Raw genomic sequence first — 18,152 nt, forward strand, 5'->3', positions numbered from 1 at the left:
CCTTACTTCACCGTGATAGCCAATTGATACAATAAACCCATAGTTCACCATACAATAGAATAGGTAAGGAAAATGCTGTCGCGCGACAATTTGCAAAATATAATCATAAGTCGTGAGGTGTGGTGACGCAGGCTACATAAAAAAAACGGCGCAAGCGCCGTTTTTTTTATGTCTATCAAGACAACTTACTCACAGGGTGTCCGCGGGTTGCCGGCCAATTGGGCCAAGGCATCAATATCTTGAATTGTAATGTATTTACCTTTTACGCTCAGAATATCGCTTTTCTGGAAGCGCCCGAGCAGGCGGCTGATGGTTTCGACGGTGAGACCAAGGTAATTGCCGATATCGCCGCGGGTCATGGTTAGGCGGAATTCACGCGGCGAGAAGCCACGTTGGGCAAAGCGGCGGGAGAGATTGTAGATGAAAGCCGCCAGACGCTCTTCGGCGTTCTTCTTCGACAACAGCAGGATCATATCTTGATCGCCTTTAATCTCTCCGCTCATCAGACGCATCATCTGTTGACGCAGGCTAGGCATCTTGCCAGACAGATCATCCAGCGTTTCGAAAGGGATCTCACATACCATTGAGGTCTCCAACGCCTGGGCAAAGCTCGGGTGTATCTGCGCGCCGATGGCATCGAAGCCGACCAAGTCACCCGCCAGGTGGAAGGCGGTGATCTGCTCGTCGCCCTGTTCAGTGATGGTATAGCTTTTAATGGTTCCGGAACGGATCGCATACAGCGACTTCAGCTCATCCCCCGCCTTAAACAGCGCTTGGCCTTTTTGAATCGGCTTTTTACGTTCAATGATGTTATCAAGCTGGTCCAGCTCATGCTCATTAAGCGTAAACGGGATACACAGCTGGCTGATGCTGCAATCCTGGCAGTGGATCGCACAACCACCAGACTGGATTCGACGAATGACACGTTTTTCCGGAATCATAGGTGTTGCCTAAATAATATTGATATCGGTCAATTTTAACATCTTTTATGTAGGATAATAAACCCTATTCTTGATCCAGATGATGAGATGCGAATTAAGGCACAATTCGTGTATAAGCTGTGATGCATCGCACATTATTGATTAGTGACAATGTCACTGGAATATGATTAGCACCTCTAATTATGTTAGCACTATGATTATTCCTGTTGATGCGATGTTATTTCAGGCTAACGATAAGGGGTAAAAATACGCGTTAGGCTAGAGCGGAGGCGGCTTAGCGGCGAGGTAACGATTGGTGCGGAAATTAAAAATTACAGCGCGACCCAGAATAAAATCATACAAAATTACCTAAACCACGCATGCTTTGACGCAAGTTAATTGAGTAATAATAGCATATCGGAGCGATGGGCGAATAGTTGCGCGCGCTGCACCCACCGTAGACGCAGCGGCAATGGCGCTAAGAAATTCGGCGGACCAGCCTTGTAACTCCCTCTGACGCGACTACAATAGCGCCGTTTTACACACTAACCACGGTAACTGCATGCGCCAACCCACGAATAAGCTTGAACTCCTCAGTCCCGCCCGCGAGGCGGCCATCGGCCGAGAGGCCATTCTGCACGGTGCCGATGCGGTTTATATCGGCGGACCGAGCTTTGGCGCACGCCACAACGCCGGCAATTCTCTTCGCGACATCGCCGAGCTGGTCAGCTTCGCTCATCGCTATGGGGCGAAGATCTTCGTCACCCTGAATACCATCCTGCACGACAACGAATTGGCGCCGGCACAACGTCTGATCCACCAGCTGTACGATGCCGGGGTCGATGCGCTGATCGTACAGGATATGGGGATCCTTCAGATGGATATCCCGCCGATCGATCTTCATGCCAGTACCCAATGCGACATCCGTAGCGTCGAGAAGGCGCGCTTCTTGTCTCAGGTAGGCTTCTCGCAGATCGTGTTGGCGCGGGAATTGAGTCTGACGCAGATCGCCGAGATCCGTGACAGCATTGATGCCAATATCGAGTTCTTTATCCATGGGGCGTTGTGCGTGGCTTACTCGGGCCAATGCTATATCTCTCATGCCCAGACCGGGCGTAGTGCCAACCGGGGCGACTGCTCCCAGGCTTGCCGTTTGCCCTATACTTTGAAAGATGAGCAGGGGCGGGTCGTCGCCTATGAGAAGCACCTGCTGTCACTCAAGGATAACAATCAGAGCAATAACCTGGCGGCGTTGATCGAGGCCGGTGTACGCTCCTTCAAGATCGAAGGGCGTTATAAGGATATGAGCTATGTAAAGAACATCACGGCATACTATCGCCAGCAGCTGGATGCCATCCTGGAGCAGCGCCCCGACTTGAGTCGTGCCTCTTTGGGACGCACGTATCATCACTTTACGCCATCTCCGGCTAAGACCTTCCACCGCGGCAGCACCGACTATTTCGTGCGCCAGCGGCAGATCGACATCGGTGCTTTCGATTCGCCGACGTTTATCGGCGTGCCGATCGGCGAAGTGACGGCGGTTGCGGCAACGCACTTGGATGTTGACGTGAACGTCGAATTGCATAATGGCGATGGCTTGAATGTGTTGGTCAAACGGGAGGTCGTGGGGCTGCGGGCGAATACGGTCGAGGCGCGGGGAGCGGGGCGTTACCGTGTCTGGCCTAACGAGATGCCGCCGGCGCTGGCGACGCTGCGTCTGCCTCATCCACTAAACCGTAACCTGGATCATGATTGGCAACAGGCATTACTGAAACCCTCCAGTGAACGTCGGCTTGCGCTCGATCTGCATTTGACTGGGACGGCGCAGCAACTGCAACTGACGGTCACCTGCGAAGATGGCATCAGTGTGACGCAGACGTTGGCGGGGCCGTTCGAACCGGCTCGTCAGGCTGAGCGAGCGGAGCAGGGGCTACGCGACGGCTTAAGTAAGCTGGGCCAGACCTTATATCAGGCGCGCACCGTGACGCTCGATCTCGCTCAACCCTACTTTGTGCCGAATAGCCAGTTGAACCAGTTGCGTCGTGAGGCTATTGAGCAACTGGATGCCCTGCGCGCGAGCCAGGACACGCGTTTGCGGCGCAAACTGGCCGTGACCCCGCCAGCATGCTATCCGCAGACACACCTGACCTATCTGGACAATGTCTATAACCACTTGGCACGTGATTTCTACCGCCAGCATGGGGTGACGTTGATTGAGGCTGCCTATGAGGCGCATGGCGAGAAGGGCGAGGTGCCGGTGATGATCACCAAGCATTGCTTGCGTTTCGCGTTTAACCTCTGCCCCAAGCAGGCGCGTGGCATTCAAGGTGTCAAAGGGCGCGCCTCGCCGATGCAATTAGTGCATCAGGATGAGGTCTTGACCTTGAAGTTTGACTGCAAACATTGCGAGATGCAGGTCATCGGTAAGATCAAACCCCACGTCTTAAAGATGGCACTGCCAGGTAGCGTCGTTGGCAGCATTACGCCGGACGAGCTGGTGAAAACCCTGCCGAATAAACGGAAATAATCCCCTTCATTCTACGCCCGCCTCACCCTCAGCCAAGGCGGGAGATTCTCTCCCGCCAAAAACCTGATCTCGCTTATATTTCTGACTACTTCTCTGACAGCGCCAAGTTGGACTGATTCTCTAATGATTTGTTTTTAAAGCATAATTTTTATTTACCTATTTTGACATTATCACCAATACGCATTTCGCGTAAGTCGCGATCGGCGAGGCGTTATATAGTCGGGTATAGAAATATCCATACAATTAACGTGGAGAAGTCATTATGTCACTTCGTTTGTCTGAGGCCGACGCAGATGCGGCACTGGCGCGTCTACGTCGTAACTACCGGGTGTATGCCCCGGTGGCGGAGTACCGCGGCGGACGTTTTTCCGATACCGATAATATCGTTTACCAGGAGGTGAGCCGTTGGCGGGACATCGTCTGGCAGGAAAAGTCCCATATGGCCCCCAGTACGGTGATCGCTCCGATTACCGAGACCTTGTTCCACTTCGATCATGATGTCATCCAAATCGCCGAGGTTGACCGCCGCCCGCGCTTGATTTTAGCCCGCGCCTGCGACATCAATGCAATGAGTCGTCTCGACTATATGTATCTCAAGAATGGGAATAATGCCGACTATAGCTACGCCTTGATCCGCGACAGTATCAAGTTTGCCTTAATCGAGTGCGCCAGCAGCTTTGAAAACTGTTTCTGCGTCTCGATGGGTACCAACCGTACCGAGAACTACAGTGTCGCGTTACGTTTCGATGAGCAGGGCGTGAATGTCGAGATCACCGATCCCGCGTTGCAAGAGGCTTTCGCCGGCTTGGGACACGCGTGCGATTACCATGCCGGTTTCGTCAGCGAAAACCCGGAGCAGGTCGTGACCCCCGATCAGATCTGCGATGACCCCAAACGGATACGTCAGATCTTGCAAGACAGCCCCTTGTGGAATGATTATCAACATCGCTGCATCGGCTGTGGACGCTGTACTACCGGCTGTCCAACCTGTACCTGTTACAGCATCTTCGATGTCGCCTATGCCGAAAACCCGCAGCGTGGCGAGCGTCGTCGCCAGTGGGCCAGTTGTATGGTGGAGGGCTTTACTGATATGGCCGGCGGTCACCACTTCCGCAATAAGGTCAGCGAACGACTGCGCTTTCGTGCGTTACACAAGGTCAACGACTATCGCGCCAGAGCCAAAGAAGGCGAGCATATGTGCGTCGGTTGCGGACGCTGTGATGATCGTTGTCCGCAGTATATTAAATTCTCAAATATTATTAATAAGATGAGTGCTGAGGTCGCCCGCGTGATGCAGGAGGAGCAGAAATAATGTGTAACGGTAACTGTGAGAAACATCGTCAAGTCCTGCTGCCGACCGCTTATCCGATCCTGGATATTGAGAAACATACCGATCTGGAGTGGAACTTCCGCGTCGCCTGCGACTTTCCGCTACATTATGGCCAGTTTGTCGAAGTGTCATTGCCGCGCGTCGGTGAGGCGCCGATTTCCGTCTCCGACTACGGTGATGGCTGGGTCGATCTGCTGATACGCCGAGTCGGCAAGGTGACCGAGGCGCTATTCGCCTTGCAGCCTGGCGATCAGGTATGGCTGCGCGGTGCCTATGGGCATGGCTATGATTTGACGCAGTTTTACGGCAAACGTCTGGTGGTGGTAGCCGGCGGCACCGGTGTCGCGCCGGTGAAGGGGGTATTGCGCCATTTCTGCGAGCATCCCGACCAGGTGAAAAGCTTGGATATGATCCTCGGCTATAAGAATCCGCAAAGTGTGCTGTATAAGCGCGAATTGGATTTCTGGCGGGGTCAGCATAACCTCTGCCTGACCCTGGATGAGGGGGAGCCAGTGGCGGAGTACTATCATTTAGGGCGGGTGACCGACCATCTGCCGTATCTCGACTTTAGCGCCCCGGAAGAGATCCAAGCGATCGTGGTCGGGCCGCCGGTGATGATCCGGGCAACGGTTGCCTTGTTGCAAGCCAACGGCCTGCGCGATGAGCAAATCTGGGTCGATTATGAGCGGCGTATGGCGTGCTCAGTGGGTAAGTGCGGCCATTGCCGCATGGGGGATGTCTATATCTGTGTGGATGGGCCGGTATTTAACTATGCCGACGCTCGCACCATGGTCGATTAAAGGAGCCAACAATGAGTATCGATGTCGATATCTACCGCGCACGGGCGCTGAATGAATACCGCTTCTCGAAGGTTCGCTCCGAAGCTATGGTCAGCGTGCGCATACCCGGCGGTATCTTACCAGCCCGCCTGTTGAGCGTAGCCCAGCAGATCGCCGAGCAGTATGGCAACGGTTTGATCCACTTGACGACACGGCAAAAGTTGGCGATGCCGGGGATCCGTTATGAGGATATGGATAAGGTTAATGCGGCGCTAGAGCCCTTTATCCGTGAGATAGAGATTGAGACATGCGGCGTCGAGGTGGAGGATCCGCAGGCGGGTTATCAAGCCATCGGTGGTCGTAATATCGTCGCCTGCCAAGGCAACCGTATCTGTCAGAAGGCGAACACGGATACCACCGGGATGGCGCAGCGTCTGGAGAAGCTGGTTTACCCTAGCCGTTATCACCTGAAGGTGGTGCTGGCGGGGTGTCCCAACGATTGCGCCAAGGCGAGCATGGCCGATTTGGGGGTCTTGGGCATCGCACGCATCAAATTCACCCCAGAACGTTGTATCGGCTGTGGTGCCTGTGTGCGGGCCTGTAAGCACCATGCCGTCGATTGCCTGTCATTACGTAATGGTAAGGCCAGTAAACAGGAGAGTCTGTGCATCGGCTGTGGCGAATGCGTGTTAGCCTGTCCGACACTGGCTTGGCAACGACAGCCTGAGCAGCTGTACCAAGTACGTCTGGGGGGCCGAACCAGTAAGAAGACGCCACGCGTCGGTAAGGTGTTTCTCAACTGGGTTACCGAGGATGTGATTCAGGCGGTCATCCGTAACATCTTCGAGTTTGAGCGTGAGATGTTAGCCGGAACCCCGGTCTATCTGCATATGGGACATCTGATCGATCGTGCCGGTTATAGCTACTTTAAAGAGCGAGTGCTGCGTGACGTGACGCTAAACCCTGGTGCTCAAGTGGCCGAGCGGATGTATTGGAATGAAGACACCTATGTCGGCAATGTGCATCTGAAGTCGGTATAACCTTGCCACGGTGCTTGCTAGCAGAGGCTCGTGTTCGACGGGCCTCTGTTATTTTTATAATCTATAAAACTGGTTGTATATATTATCATTAATCGTTTTTATTGATTATTAATTTGTTTTACTCTAGACACAGTTGATAATAAATGAGGGTAATGTGATGAAAGACGTCGTCGATAAATGCAGTAATAAAGGGTGTGCAATCGATATTGGCTCCGTGCTGGATAACGACAATTGCACCACTGCCATCACTCAAGCCTATGCGACACGCGATGAAGCAGAAAAACAATTGGCTCGCTTAACCAGCAAAGCGCAAGCCGTCGCGCAGGCTGAATACCCCTGTGTTATTACTCATGAGATTAATGAAAAAGAAGGGGAGTTCGTTCTGGAGGCTCACTTTACTTTTTCTTGTCAGGCAGAAACCGTTATTTTTGAGCTTTCATTGCGTCACGCTTAAGTAGTAGGGGATAATGTCATGGTTAGAGACAAATTTATTTTAAAAAGTTTTTCAACCATCAAAGTATGGATCGCCAGTCATGTTCATTTAGGAATTAAGAGTGCCGATGTGGTGGCCATTTCCGGTTATTCCCGCTCTTATTTCCTACGTGAGTTTGAATTGGCGACAGGTATGACATTAGCCAATTACATCCGTCAAGAGCGGCTTAAACGTTCGCTACAGCAGTTGGAAGAGACGGATATGCGTATTAAAGAGATCAGCCATTCACTTGGCTATCCCAGTCAGAGCACCTTCTGTCAGATATTTAAGAACCAATATCGCGTTTCTCCCTCCGAGTATCGTCTCCTGTGTCGTCGGACCGCGTGTCTGGCCAGTTAGTTCCTCATGTCAGCGCGGCCTCATTGCAGGGGCCACGCTGACGCTGTCATGAACTGCAGGAACGATTTAAAGATATATACCAAAGTATTAATAATGAAAGTGAATATGATGATTCAGGTTCAGTCATTCCTTAATCTGTAGTAGTTCGGTAATTCAGGACACCTCGAAATCCTGTTAATGTTAAAACAGTGAAAATGAGGTGATGCATGCTCAAAACTCGTCGAACTAAAAAGAAATCCTAAAGCAGGCTGCCGTGCTGATGAGCGAAATCCCCGGCAAGCTGTCGCGATAATAATGGTGGTTTATCGCCTTGCTTGCATGAAGAAAAGTGGAAACAGGTTATTACAGTGTCCTGATTTTGTGATCCACTACACACCAAACTACCATGGTGCAACAGAACGCCGCCCTGGTTGAACAATCGACGGTCGCCTCCGCCGCCTTGCAGGGGCAGGCGAGTGAGTTGGCGGACGCCGTCGGTCAGTTCCAGATGTAATGCTCCAGATGTACTAATCGCTGTCATCCACCACGGCGCAGAGCATTATCCTGCGATTCTGTTCTCCGCCGTTTACACAGTACATTCATATTATTTATATGATCTCTGTACGCCTGCTATTCCTACCTAATCCATCGCATCGAATAGTCGCTATACTGCTTACCAGCACCATCATTATTCGGTGCCAAGGTGTACTCATTGCTAGGCAAGATCATGCAACCGATGAGGAAGAGCACGATGAAATTGAAATATTCTTTATGGGCAGTGTTAGCATCTGCGCCGCTAGTCTTAAGCGGTTGCGCCTCTGTACCCGCCAGTATTCAGGGGACTAATAGCCCGACATTACAGAAAAACTTCAGTCAGATACATATGACGCCGAATCTGTATACTGGCCAGCAGGTTCGGTTGGGTGGGCAAGTCATCAATGTGATCAACCAGCCGAAACAAACTTTACTTGAAATCGCCGTATTGCCGCTCAATAGCGCTGCCAGACCGGAGTTGGGCCAGGGATACCAAGGTCGGTTGATCGCCCGTAGCGATCATTTCCTCGATCCGGTCAATTATCGTCATCATTTGGTTACGGTACTAGGGACGATCAGTGGCAGTGAACAAGGTAAAATCGGCGCCACGCCTTATACCTTTGTTACCCTGAATATCCAGGGGATTCAAGCCTGGCAAGTTGATGAAACCCTGCCGCCGGTCGCGCAGTGGGACTATGGCATCGGGCCGAACTGGCCGATGACGTGGCGTAGCAATATGGATCCAGGCTGGGGATGGTATCCGCTGCTGCAACCTGAGGCGGTCGTCAACCGTTAAACAGGGAGTAAGGCCGCAGATAGTGCCAATGAGTAGTGTCAATTAACCGCCAGCATTCACATTTGGCGGTTTTTTTGTGCAAATTTGCCAGCGCTAGGTGAAATCTCGTGGGTAATCCATCTAATCTAATTCCAGATTTCACCTAGCGTTGCCATGGAGGGGGAAGAAAGCGGCAAAAGGCGGCCAAGATAGGCGGCTACTGGCATATTGGGATGGACGCAGTGTGTATGATGACCGGACCGCGACATTGACCGGCTGGGTCTGGCGATGGCGGTAAGGCATAGATCTATCGCCAAACCGTAAAGTTGATCGTCGCGGTAACGTAACAGGTCGTTGGCGATGGGGGTAAGGAAGAACAGGATTTTGAAATTGAGAAAATGATAAATGATATATGACCTGGAACGAACATTCGGCGAACGTAATGTGAAAAGGGATATAAGATTACGCATGATCCATGCCTTATAAGGTCGATACCAGCATGCTGCGTTCATGTCCGGAGATCCGTTTCATCTGGGAAACAACGTTGTGCAGATAGTTTGTATGATGGGGTCAGCGTTAGACGCTACTGATGGCGGACGGTTATCAGCAACCAAATCAATAGCCGTTCCCGGCAACACATGGCGGATTCTTTGCCTGATTATTAAGTTCGTATAATGTATATTATGTTAAATTAAACCAGGCGGTCATAATGGGACACCTTCTTGGGATTGTTCGTTGGCGCGTGAACAATGAATGCCACCTGGCTTCAATATGCCGCTGTTTTCGATGGCGTCCCGTCAGCGATCCTCGGCATTGAGTCTTTGCTCCCCTGCCAATCGATCGCCTCTCGGTGTTGCCCTTTCTCACCTTTCTCATTCAGCAAGATGCAGAATGCGCCTCCAGCGTTCGCCTATAATATCTATCATGCTCTCACGCTGAGTATTCCCGCGCGCATTAAACTGTTCTGGTGATGCCGTATGGCCGGCGGCACTTTCATGCTAGGGAGTCAGAAGCTCACGCCTGGCATTGTAGAAAATATCGGGCCTACACGGAGTTCGCGCCGTTTGCTGTCCTCATGCCGATCCGTGCAATGATGGCGGTCACGCTCGTTACGTGTCTCTCGCTGCGCCGCTGCCGATGGTTGATAATCGATGTCGGGGATCGCTTTGGCACTCACACGCAGAGGGCGGCTGGTCTTCGCGCGACTCAGCGCCCCCCTTCCCTGTGCGGCGGTGACCCGCCCGCTATCGGTAACGCTGGGTGAAATCTGGAATCAGATCAGGGGGATTACCCATGAGATTTCACCTAGCGCACTCATTTTTGGCGTTAAAATAAACCGCCATGGCGCGATGTTGGGACTTATTTGCGTGCTCTTGGCGGAATTCGGGTTGTAGCATTGGGCAAAAGCATGTCAAGGGGCAACCGCGCCCCTGCATTGGCCGCGTGGAAACTTCGCGATCTTTACTATTTAATATCAATGTGAAAATCGCTATGCGGAAGGCGCCTCTGGCACAGATGAATCACCCAGGCGAGATCGCAGGGGGCCAAGGCGACATGTGCTGCGGCTTACTGCGGATAAACCTGCCGACTACCGCCGCTTATCGGACCTTGGCCCATTCCCATTGGGCCGCCTCATATGGGTCAGTGACGGTAATAAAGTGACATTGTCACGAAATTGCCGCTTATCGGACTCGCTTGTGGAATGTGATACTGAATGGTGGAACGTCTTAGGCTCCGGCAAACAGATACTTACTATTCACATCCTGAGCCAGCTGAGTGAATAGTTGATTGGTTAACTCCCGAGTCACCGCTAAGGCTTCGGCGAACGCCTGCGTACAGAATTGCTGTACCAAGCAACGTGCTTTGAGGCTATCTTCTTGATAGACAGATAAATATTCTTGCTCCATCTCCAGGCGTAACGCCTCGAAGCGGGCCTCTAATTGCTGGTAGCGCTGCTGCACCCGCGGCGCATAGCGCGGATAGTTTTGCATCACCAGTGTTTGTAACTTACGGAACCGCCATTGCGCGGAGAGGTCATCTGCTGAGCCATCGGTGACGGTGCGATACGCCAAGGGAAACTCATCGATGGCCTGAGGATAGCAAGGAATATAGACGGAGAGACTGGGCATACCGTAGGAGACGTACTCGACATCGGCCAACGCAGGCGGCACCCCATTTCGCGACTGCAAGATATGCGATTGCTGGGTACGAAACAACGAGATCGGTCGCCAGGTATAGTCAGGCGTTTCTGCATAGGGTTGCCGTCCCAGATGCTGATAACTATTTCGCAATCCTTGTTTTACCGCCTCCACATCTAACTGCACCTGTGGGTGTTCGAATACTGCAAACTCATCAGGACATTGCAGATCACGCATCGCATCGGGCGTATACAATTGCTGCAAGGCATACACGCGTGGATAGTTGTAGTAATGATCGTGCGGGTCATCGTGGCGAGTATAAACCCGCTCAAAGTTGAAGCGTCCGTCGCGCGCAGCATCGTAGAAACCGTGCTGTTGGGCAAAGGCGATCAGCGTGGCCGACGCCATATAGTTTTCCCGATCGTCGGGATCATAAGCTCGCAACCTCCCCTGATTGCCGGTGACGAAATAGCACGCTTCCGGCAAACGGGCCGCCAGCCATTGATGGGCGCTGCCAGTTTCCAGGTACCAGATCTCATCGCGATCGATAAAGGCCACGCCAAATCCTTCACCTGCACCATAAGTTTCGATCAGTTTACCCAGCCGGGCAGCGCCTTCCCGCGCCGAGACGACGTACGGCAATACCACATCGGTGATACTGTCCTCGCTGATCCCGATGGTCGGTAGATAGGGATCACATGCCAGCACCTGGGGATTGGCAAAGATGGTTTCGGTGGCGCTCATCCCTACCCCACATTGATTAAAACCCGCTGCGCCCCAGGTCATCTGAGCGGCCGTTTTGCCTGGTTTACCATTCGCGAATACGCTATAGGCCTGGGCCATCGGCGGCAGCGGGCAGCTAAATGCATTCTCATTGGCCTGGAATAACGCTTCGCCTCTCTTCTTCTTGGCCGGATGCTTGAGCAATACCTTGGAGAGCAGCGGGTCATGGTCTTCTGTTCGCGCGATAATGCGTGAACCATCACATGTCGCCGCGCCTCCAATCAGGATAGTGGTACAGGAATCTGGATGCGCCTCAGCAGAGGAGTGTGTTGTCCGAGTCGCCAGGGGGAAGTTGTTCATCATGATGCTCCAACACCGCGGGAGAAAAGAATAAGATCCAGGTACGCTGGACCTTTGCCTCGCCTTTCAGCATACGCCATCGGACACCGTCGCGTAGAATTATTTCAGCGGTGATTATTGCGGCGCGAGTAACGGCGTTATGACTATTACTCATACATTAAACAGTTATTTTTTGTTACCGCATTCGGCTTGATACAGCTAAATTTGAATAGTAGGGCCAATAGGAGAAACGATTATGTATAGCAATATTATGATACTACTTGACCTGAAAGCAGCATCGCAAGCGGATGCACAATTATTGGACAAAGGGATGCAATTGGCGGATCGCTTCGACGCCAGTGTGCATCCAGTGCATGTAGTGCTCGATATTGAGCCGGGAGAGAATGGCAATCAATCACTGTATTTCAAGCAGTTAGAGGAGCAGGCGAATAATTTACAGCATGCACGAGGCGCGGCTTGTCCCGAGATCGCCATTATTATCAGCAATGACTTTTCCTCTTCCTTGCAGGATTTTATTCGACAGAAAAAGATTGATCTGATTATTCTCGGCCACCATAACAGCGCTTTCGCTCAGAAGTTTGTTTCTTTCCTCTCCGTTGCCAAAAACACTATCGATACGATTAACATCGATACTCTGATCGTACCGCTAAGCGGTAACTAACGCTATCCCGCTGATAAACCCGGCACATTTAGCGCCGGGTGCTATTCTTAGGTTATTGAGCCAGAACCGATGAATAGCCGACCATGAAGTCACCGCGTACCATTTCATTTTCTCTGCATATCGCCGCTCTATTTACCGGGTTACTGTTGGCTTTTTCCGCCCTGATCTTATGGTACCAATATCATGCCAGTACACGTCTTTTGTTGAGTAGCACCACGAGTCATTATCGGAATGTTGCGCTCGAAACGGCTAATGAAATGGAGCAGGCTTATCGCAGTGGGGCCTTGTTAGTTGATCTCTTGGCGAATCAACAGAGTAATGGCGCGGATGACACGCTGAGGCAACGCCTGACGCAGCTTGCTTTTTATGTCACCGCGTTACGCAATAGCCCAAAGCTAACGGCACTCTATAGCGGTTATGATAATGGCAGCTTTTTCCTCGTGCGCCGTTATATTCCTGCGGCGGAGCTCATTCGCCAGTTTGACCCGCCATCGGGCACGGCCTGGATCGTGCAGAGTCAAAGCACCGCTCCAGACGGTAAGATGTCCGGCGAGTATCTCTTCTATAACGATCAACTCAGACTATTGCAGCAGCGGCGTGTCGCCGCCTACCGTTTCGATCCGCGCATGCGAAACTGGTATCAACTGGCACAGCAGGCGGGCAAACTCACTAGCACCTCACCTTACCGGTTCGCCAGCGGTGGCGTGTTGGGGATCACCGTCGCCATGCGCATGCGGCATGCTCCTGGCGTAGTCGGCAGCGATATTCAGATCGATGGCCTAGACCGTCTGTTGCAAGCGGCTCGCATCACGCCCAACAGCCATCTGGCGTTGTTGAATACGCACGGGCAGATCCTCGCCAGCGATGTTGCACCGAGCGGCACCGATATTGCACATGATGTCTCGCGCCCGTTACTGACGCAGCTGCAACATTCGCCGCTAGCACCACTGATCCCGCTGGCGGATAAGCCCGCGTTGCAAACCATCCCACTGCATCTGGCCGATGGGAGTCGCTGGCAAGGGATGGTGGTCAAGTTTAAGGTACTCGGTGGCGAGACGTTGCGTCTGGTGATGGCCTCGCCCGACGATGAGTTGATGACTAGCGCGAGTGAGGATGTCGGACGCATACTGCATATCTCACTCTTGATCCTGCTATTGGGATTGCTCGGTGCCTTCTGGTTGGCACAGCGAGCCTCTAAGCCGTTGCAGCTTTTGCTGGCTGAAGTCGGTAAGATCGAGGCGTTTCGCTTCGATGAACCCGTGACCATCAAAAGCAATATCATCGAGATCCATCGTCTCGCCAAAGCATTCGCGCAGATGAAGGAGAGTATCAACCACTTCATGACCATTTCTCAGGCTTTAGTCGCTGAACGCCATCAACAGACGCTCTTGGCCCGTATTCTGGCGGAGATGACCCAACAGACCCATGCTTGCGGCGGGTTAATCCTCTTAGAGGATGCGGGAACACTACGTCCGGTGCAGTCGCGTTGGCAAGCGACTACATCGAACATCGATGCCCAGGCCCAGCAACGGACCTGGGTCTCTGCGTTGGGCATGGCGCGATTACAGCAAGCGCTACAGCAACATTGTCATCACCAAGTTATCACCCCGGCAGATTTCGCCGCCGCCTTTCCAGCTTTTCCGCCCGTTATCGCACCACTCACACTGCTGATCCTACCGTTGAGCAATGCGCAGCAGGAGCGTCTTGGTCTGTTGTTACTGTTTATCGATCAACAGTTTCCTGTGTCATCCCGTATGCTGGCTTTCGCGCAAGCCTTAGCCGGTAGTGCCGCCGTGGCGTTGAATACCCAGCACCTATTGGATGAGCAAAAACGCTTACTGGAAGATTTTATTCGCATGATTGCTGGCGCCATCGATGCTAAAAGTCCACATACTGGTGAGCACTGCCAACGCGTTCCCGTGCTGGCGAAAATGTTGGCCAAGGCGGCTTGCGAACAACAACACGGGCCCTTTGCCTCGTTTACCCTAAATGAAGATGAATGGGAGGCGTTACACATTGCCGCCTGGTTACATGATTGTGGCAAGATCACGACACCGGACTATGTGATGGAAAAGGCGACAAAGTTGGAGACGCTCTATGATCGTATTCATGAGATCCGTCTGCGCTTCGAGCTGTTAAAACGGGATGCCGATCTCGCTTATTGGCAAGGTATCGCCGCAGGCGGCACTGCGCAGGACTTGGCACAAACACGCGACACGCTAAAAGCCCAGCTAGATGACGAGTTCGGTTTTATTGCCCAGTGTAACTTAGGCGATACGCCGCTCTCATCCGACGATATTGCCCGTATACAACGTATTGCGCAACGATCCTGGACACGAACCCTCTCCGATCGGATCGGTATTTCCCATGAAGAGCGGCAGCGGAAACAGGAAACGCCGGAGGCACCACTCCCCGTCACTGAGCCCTTGCTGGCCGATCGACCGGAACACATTTTTTCTCGCCCTTCATCGCCGCGCGCTGCTGCGGCGCTCGCGGCGTCACGAGGATTCACGATGGCGATGCCCGAGCATCATTATCATCGCGGTGAGCTGCATAACTTAACAGTGCGCCAGGGAACACTGAATGAAGAAGAGCGTTTCAAGATCAACGAACACATCATGCAAACCATTTTAATGCTGGAACAGCTCACCTTCCCACGCCATCTGCGCCAGGTTCCCGAGATCGCCGGGAGTCATCATGAACATATCGATGGCTCCGGCTACCCGCGCGGGCTGACACAAGCGCAGATGACGGTGCCGGCCCGAATCATGGCGATCGCCGATATTTTCGAGGCGCTTACCGCCAGCGATCGGCCATATAAACCGGCGAAGACGCTAGCGCAAACCCTGGCCATCATGAGTGACATGGTCCGCCGCCGACACATCGATGCCGATCTATTTCGCCTGTTGCTTGAGAGCGGTACTTATCTGGACTATGCGCGTCGCTATCTCTCTCCCGCGCAGATCGATCGGGTCGATGTGGCTCAGCTGTTGCGTCGGGCCAGCGCAACAACGAAACAATAAGCCAGCGTATTCCGGCCCTGCTAACCCACGCGATGACGGGAAGCGCAATAAGAATGGCGCGCCAAATGCGGCGCGCCGAGGAGCATTAACGCATCAGTTATTATTTTCTATTGATATTATTTTGCAGTGCATTACGTAGTAGAATATATCCACTGCTTGCAATGAGCCCTAACAGTACCGAAAGAACCAAAATAAGACCGCGTTTCGGTCCGCTTCGAATAGTTTCGCAGGGGCTTACACTGACGGCATTAAAGTTATCGTGGTTCGCTTTAAAGCTATTAATGGACGCCAAAATCGCCTTGGCGTCATAATAACTATTACTAAGATTAAGCGGCAAATTATTTTCGTGCTCGATTATTGCGCGCAGTGTAGGAACCCCCAGCATAAACAGCAAATCATCAGAAATTTCTCCCGATGGTTGACTGATTTTACTCTGCTGAATATCCATCTTCATGGCAATCTGCAAGGCATTTTGTAGCATTGACAGACGATATTTTCTGTGCGCCCGTGCGTTATTCTCTTGCGCTTGCATTTGTAACTGGAGAGTATGCGCGCGTTCCTGTAGCGTGCTTTGCAGCGCCGCATACAGACGTTGCTGACTCAATGTATTTAAACTCGACAAGATCGATTGTAGATTTTTTTCAGCTGATCGTGCGGATGAATCACTATAAGATAGTAAGAATGTTCCGTGAACAGCCCCTGGCTTCAGGGTAATCGGCTGCTGGTTGGGGTTCTCGTTGGCAACGGCAATGAAGGTGTTGAACGCCTCATCGATAATTTTTCCCTCATCACCGCCGTTGCTTACGCTACGACTTCCGTTGTTACTGGTATCATCGGTGGGGCTCAATAACATCTGACTCAGTATCACACCGCGAGGATAATTAGCTAATTGATTAAGATAGGGTTTCGCCAGCGTGACCTCGGCGTTCCATTTCGGCGTCGCTAACATCAGGTAGCCGCCGGCAATAAGCAAACACAGTAAGGCTGAACCAAGAATAATCCATTTCCCTTGCCATAACTGCTCAATAATATCCAATAGGTCGATCTCATCAGTTGCATAATCGACTGAGTTCTTCTGCATCTCATCCAATCCTTAATCTTACTGTCGCAGGTCTATCATTAGATGATAATAATAGATCTATCTCTTTGCCGTAGATAGTGTATCGACATACTTTATTTCGGCGAGACGCCATTCAGTATGTTTCGAATTATTATCCTGGTTACAGGATAGAGTAAATCTGGCATGATGCCAGCAGGTCTCAATGCGAGGGAGTGAGTATGAACGTATTTATCACTGGTGCAACCGCCGGGTTCGGCGCCGCTATTGCCCGTAAGTTTATCCATCATGGTCACCATGTCATCGCTGCGGGGCGGCGCGTGGAACGTTTACAGGCACTACGCGACGAGTTAGGCGACGCCTTAACCATCCTGCCGCTCGATGTGCGTAACCGTGCCGCGATCCGCGATGCCCTTGAGCATCTTAACGCGGCACAGCGCACGATCGATCTGTTGGTGAATAACGCCGGCTTGGCATTGGGGTTAGAGCCGGCACATCAGGCTGATATCGAGGATTGGGATACCATGATCGATACCAACGTAAAAGGCGTGGTCAATATGACGCGCGCCCTGCTGCCTGACATGGTGGCACGCAACGCTGGCCATATCATCAATATCGGTTCTACCGCAGGCAGTTGGCCCTATGCGGGGGGCAATGTATACGGTGCGACGAAGGCGTTTGTGCGTCAGTTTAGCCTAGGACTGCGCGCTGATCTGCACGGTACCCAGGTGCGGGTGAGCGACATCGAGCCGGGTCTGGTCGAAGGAACCGAGTTTTCCTCCGTGCGCTTTAAAGGCGATGAGCAACGCGTCGCCAACACCTATAAAAATAGCCATGCCTTGACGGCGCAGGACATTGCCGAAGCTGTCTACTGGGTCGCCACCCTGCCCGCACACGTCAATATCAATAGTATTGAAATGATGCCGGTCTCCCAGTCCTTTGCACCGCTTGCCGTATACCGCAGCGAATAAAGATCACGTTACATGGGGGGAACGGCTATAGCGGCGCAAGAAAAATCGTGGCAGAGTGAATCTATTGCACTCCGCAAGGTCTGAGGAGTGGTATGTTCGTTGAGGATAACACTGTGAAGAGAGAGAAACGACACCTTCTGCGTCGCGCCACCCTCCCTATGGCGCTGTTGTTCACTAGCCTGGCCTGGCAAGGCGCTGCGCAAGCAGCCAACTGTGAGGCTGGTAGCACCTGTGTATTTGGCGCCAGCGGTGGCCAGGAGAATTCACTGACCAAGGAGCAGGCCCGTGAGCAACGCGATCAATGGGATAACACCCGGACGCTGCGCCATAAGGTGAATAACCATATGGAAAAGGTCTTTGATAAGGCCGATCGGGCCATCGACCAGCAGGAGCGCTGTGAAAGTAGCCTCAATGTGAACGCCTACTGGGAAGCGAATACCCGGCGCTGTTTAGATCGCCAGAGCGGCCGTCCATTAACCCCCTAACGTGACGACAGGTCATTT

General features: G+C 52.3%; 14 protein-coding genes. 11 read left to right on the forward strand and 3 right to left on the reverse strand.

Features of this window, described 5'->3' with window-relative positions; translation table 11 throughout:
- Nucleotides 1-185: 185 nt before the first annotated feature.
- The gene (fnr, locus tag EHO01S_RS07810) at nt 186-941 is read right to left on the reverse strand and encodes a fumarate/nitrate reduction transcriptional regulator Fnr (RefSeq protein ID WP_024523435.1); all 756 of its coding nucleotides are present in this window, start codon (nt 939-941) and stop codon (nt 186-188) included.
- 541 nt (nt 942-1,482) lie between these two features.
- Here fnr and EHO01S_RS07815 point away from each other — a divergent pair.
- From EHO01S_RS07815 to EHO01S_RS07850, 7 genes are all read left to right on the forward strand, one after another.
- A complete protein-coding gene (locus EHO01S_RS07815; protein WP_024523436.1) occupies nt 1,483-3,447 on the forward strand; it encodes a peptidase U32 family protein in 1,965 nt (654 codons plus the stop codon).
- Nucleotides 3,448-3,709: 262 nt separating this feature from the next.
- Nucleotides 3,710-4,759: an anaerobic sulfite reductase subunit AsrA gene (asrA, locus tag EHO01S_RS07820; protein ID WP_024523437.1), complete on the forward strand. Its 1,050-nt coding sequence runs from the start codon at nt 3,710-3,712 to the stop codon at nt 4,757-4,759.
- A complete protein-coding gene (asrB, locus tag EHO01S_RS07825; RefSeq protein ID WP_024523438.1) occupies nt 4,759-5,577 on the forward strand; it encodes an anaerobic sulfite reductase subunit AsrB in 819 nt (272 codons plus the stop codon). Before asrA ends, asrB begins: the two co-directional genes overlap by 1 nt.
- A gap of 11 nt (nt 5,578-5,588) precedes the next feature.
- Complete coding sequence (gene asrC / locus EHO01S_RS07830) at nt 5,589-6,596, forward strand: sulfite reductase subunit C (RefSeq protein ID WP_024523439.1); 1,008 nt, start codon at nt 5,589-5,591, stop codon at nt 6,594-6,596.
- Between the two features lie 157 nt (nt 6,597-6,753).
- Nucleotides 6,754-7,050 carry a DUF406 domain-containing protein gene (locus EHO01S_RS07835; RefSeq protein ID WP_024523440.1) on the forward strand — a complete coding sequence of 99 codons (297 nt, stop codon included), beginning with the start codon at nt 6,754-6,756 and terminating at the stop codon, nt 7,048-7,050.
- An 18-nt stretch (nt 7,051-7,068) separates the two neighbouring features.
- The gene (locus tag EHO01S_RS07840; RefSeq protein WP_024523441.1) at nt 7,069-7,428 is read left to right on the forward strand and encodes a helix-turn-helix transcriptional regulator; all 360 of its coding nucleotides are present in this window, start codon (nt 7,069-7,071) and stop codon (nt 7,426-7,428) included.
- A 730-nt stretch (nt 7,429-8,158) separates the two neighbouring features.
- Nucleotides 8,159-8,737 (forward strand): Slp family lipoprotein, encoded by a 579-nt coding sequence (locus tag EHO01S_RS07850; RefSeq protein ID WP_035370338.1) that lies wholly within the window; start codon nt 8,159-8,161, stop codon nt 8,735-8,737.
- A 1,706-nt stretch (nt 8,738-10,443) separates the two neighbouring features.
- Here EHO01S_RS07850 and EHO01S_RS07860 read toward each other — a convergent pair.
- Nucleotides 10,444-11,937 (reverse strand): C69 family dipeptidase, encoded by a 1,494-nt coding sequence (locus tag EHO01S_RS07860; protein WP_024523444.1) that lies wholly within the window; start codon nt 11,935-11,937, stop codon nt 10,444-10,446.
- A gap of 235 nt (nt 11,938-12,172) precedes the next feature.
- On the opposite strand from EHO01S_RS07860, the gene EHO01S_RS07865 reads away from it, so the two are divergent.
- A complete protein-coding gene (locus EHO01S_RS07865) occupies nt 12,173-12,598 on the forward strand; it encodes a universal stress protein (RefSeq protein ID WP_024523445.1) in 426 nt (141 codons plus the stop codon).
- 83 nt (nt 12,599-12,681) lie between these two features.
- Nucleotides 12,682-15,621, forward strand: coding sequence for an HD domain-containing phosphohydrolase (locus tag EHO01S_RS07870; RefSeq protein ID WP_024523446.1), 2,940 nt, complete (start codon nt 12,682-12,684; stop codon nt 15,619-15,621).
- A gap of 100 nt (nt 15,622-15,721) precedes the next feature.
- Here EHO01S_RS07870 and EHO01S_RS07875 read toward each other — a convergent pair whose 3' ends face one another.
- Complete coding sequence (locus EHO01S_RS07875; protein WP_024523447.1) at nt 15,722-16,702, reverse strand: Wzz/FepE/Etk N-terminal domain-containing protein; 981 nt, start codon at nt 16,700-16,702, stop codon at nt 15,722-15,724.
- A 197-nt stretch (nt 16,703-16,899) separates the two neighbouring features.
- Between EHO01S_RS07875 and ydfG the strand changes: the two genes are divergently transcribed.
- Nucleotides 16,900-17,649, forward strand: a complete 750-nt coding sequence (gene ydfG, locus EHO01S_RS07880) for a bifunctional NADP-dependent 3-hydroxy acid dehydrogenase/3-hydroxypropionate dehydrogenase YdfG (protein WP_024523448.1) — start codon at nt 16,900-16,902, stop codon at nt 17,647-17,649.
- 158 nt (nt 17,650-17,807) lie between these two features.
- Nucleotides 17,808-18,134, forward strand: coding sequence for a DUF1283 family protein (locus tag EHO01S_RS07885; RefSeq protein WP_051355208.1), 327 nt, complete (start codon nt 17,808-17,810; stop codon nt 18,132-18,134).
- Nucleotides 18,135-18,152 lie beyond the last annotated feature (18 nt).

It is taken from the genome of Edwardsiella hoshinae NBRC 105699 = ATCC 33379 (assembly GCF_000474215.1).
Classification (GTDB): domain Bacteria; phylum Pseudomonadota; class Gammaproteobacteria; order Enterobacterales; family Enterobacteriaceae; genus Edwardsiella; species Edwardsiella hoshinae.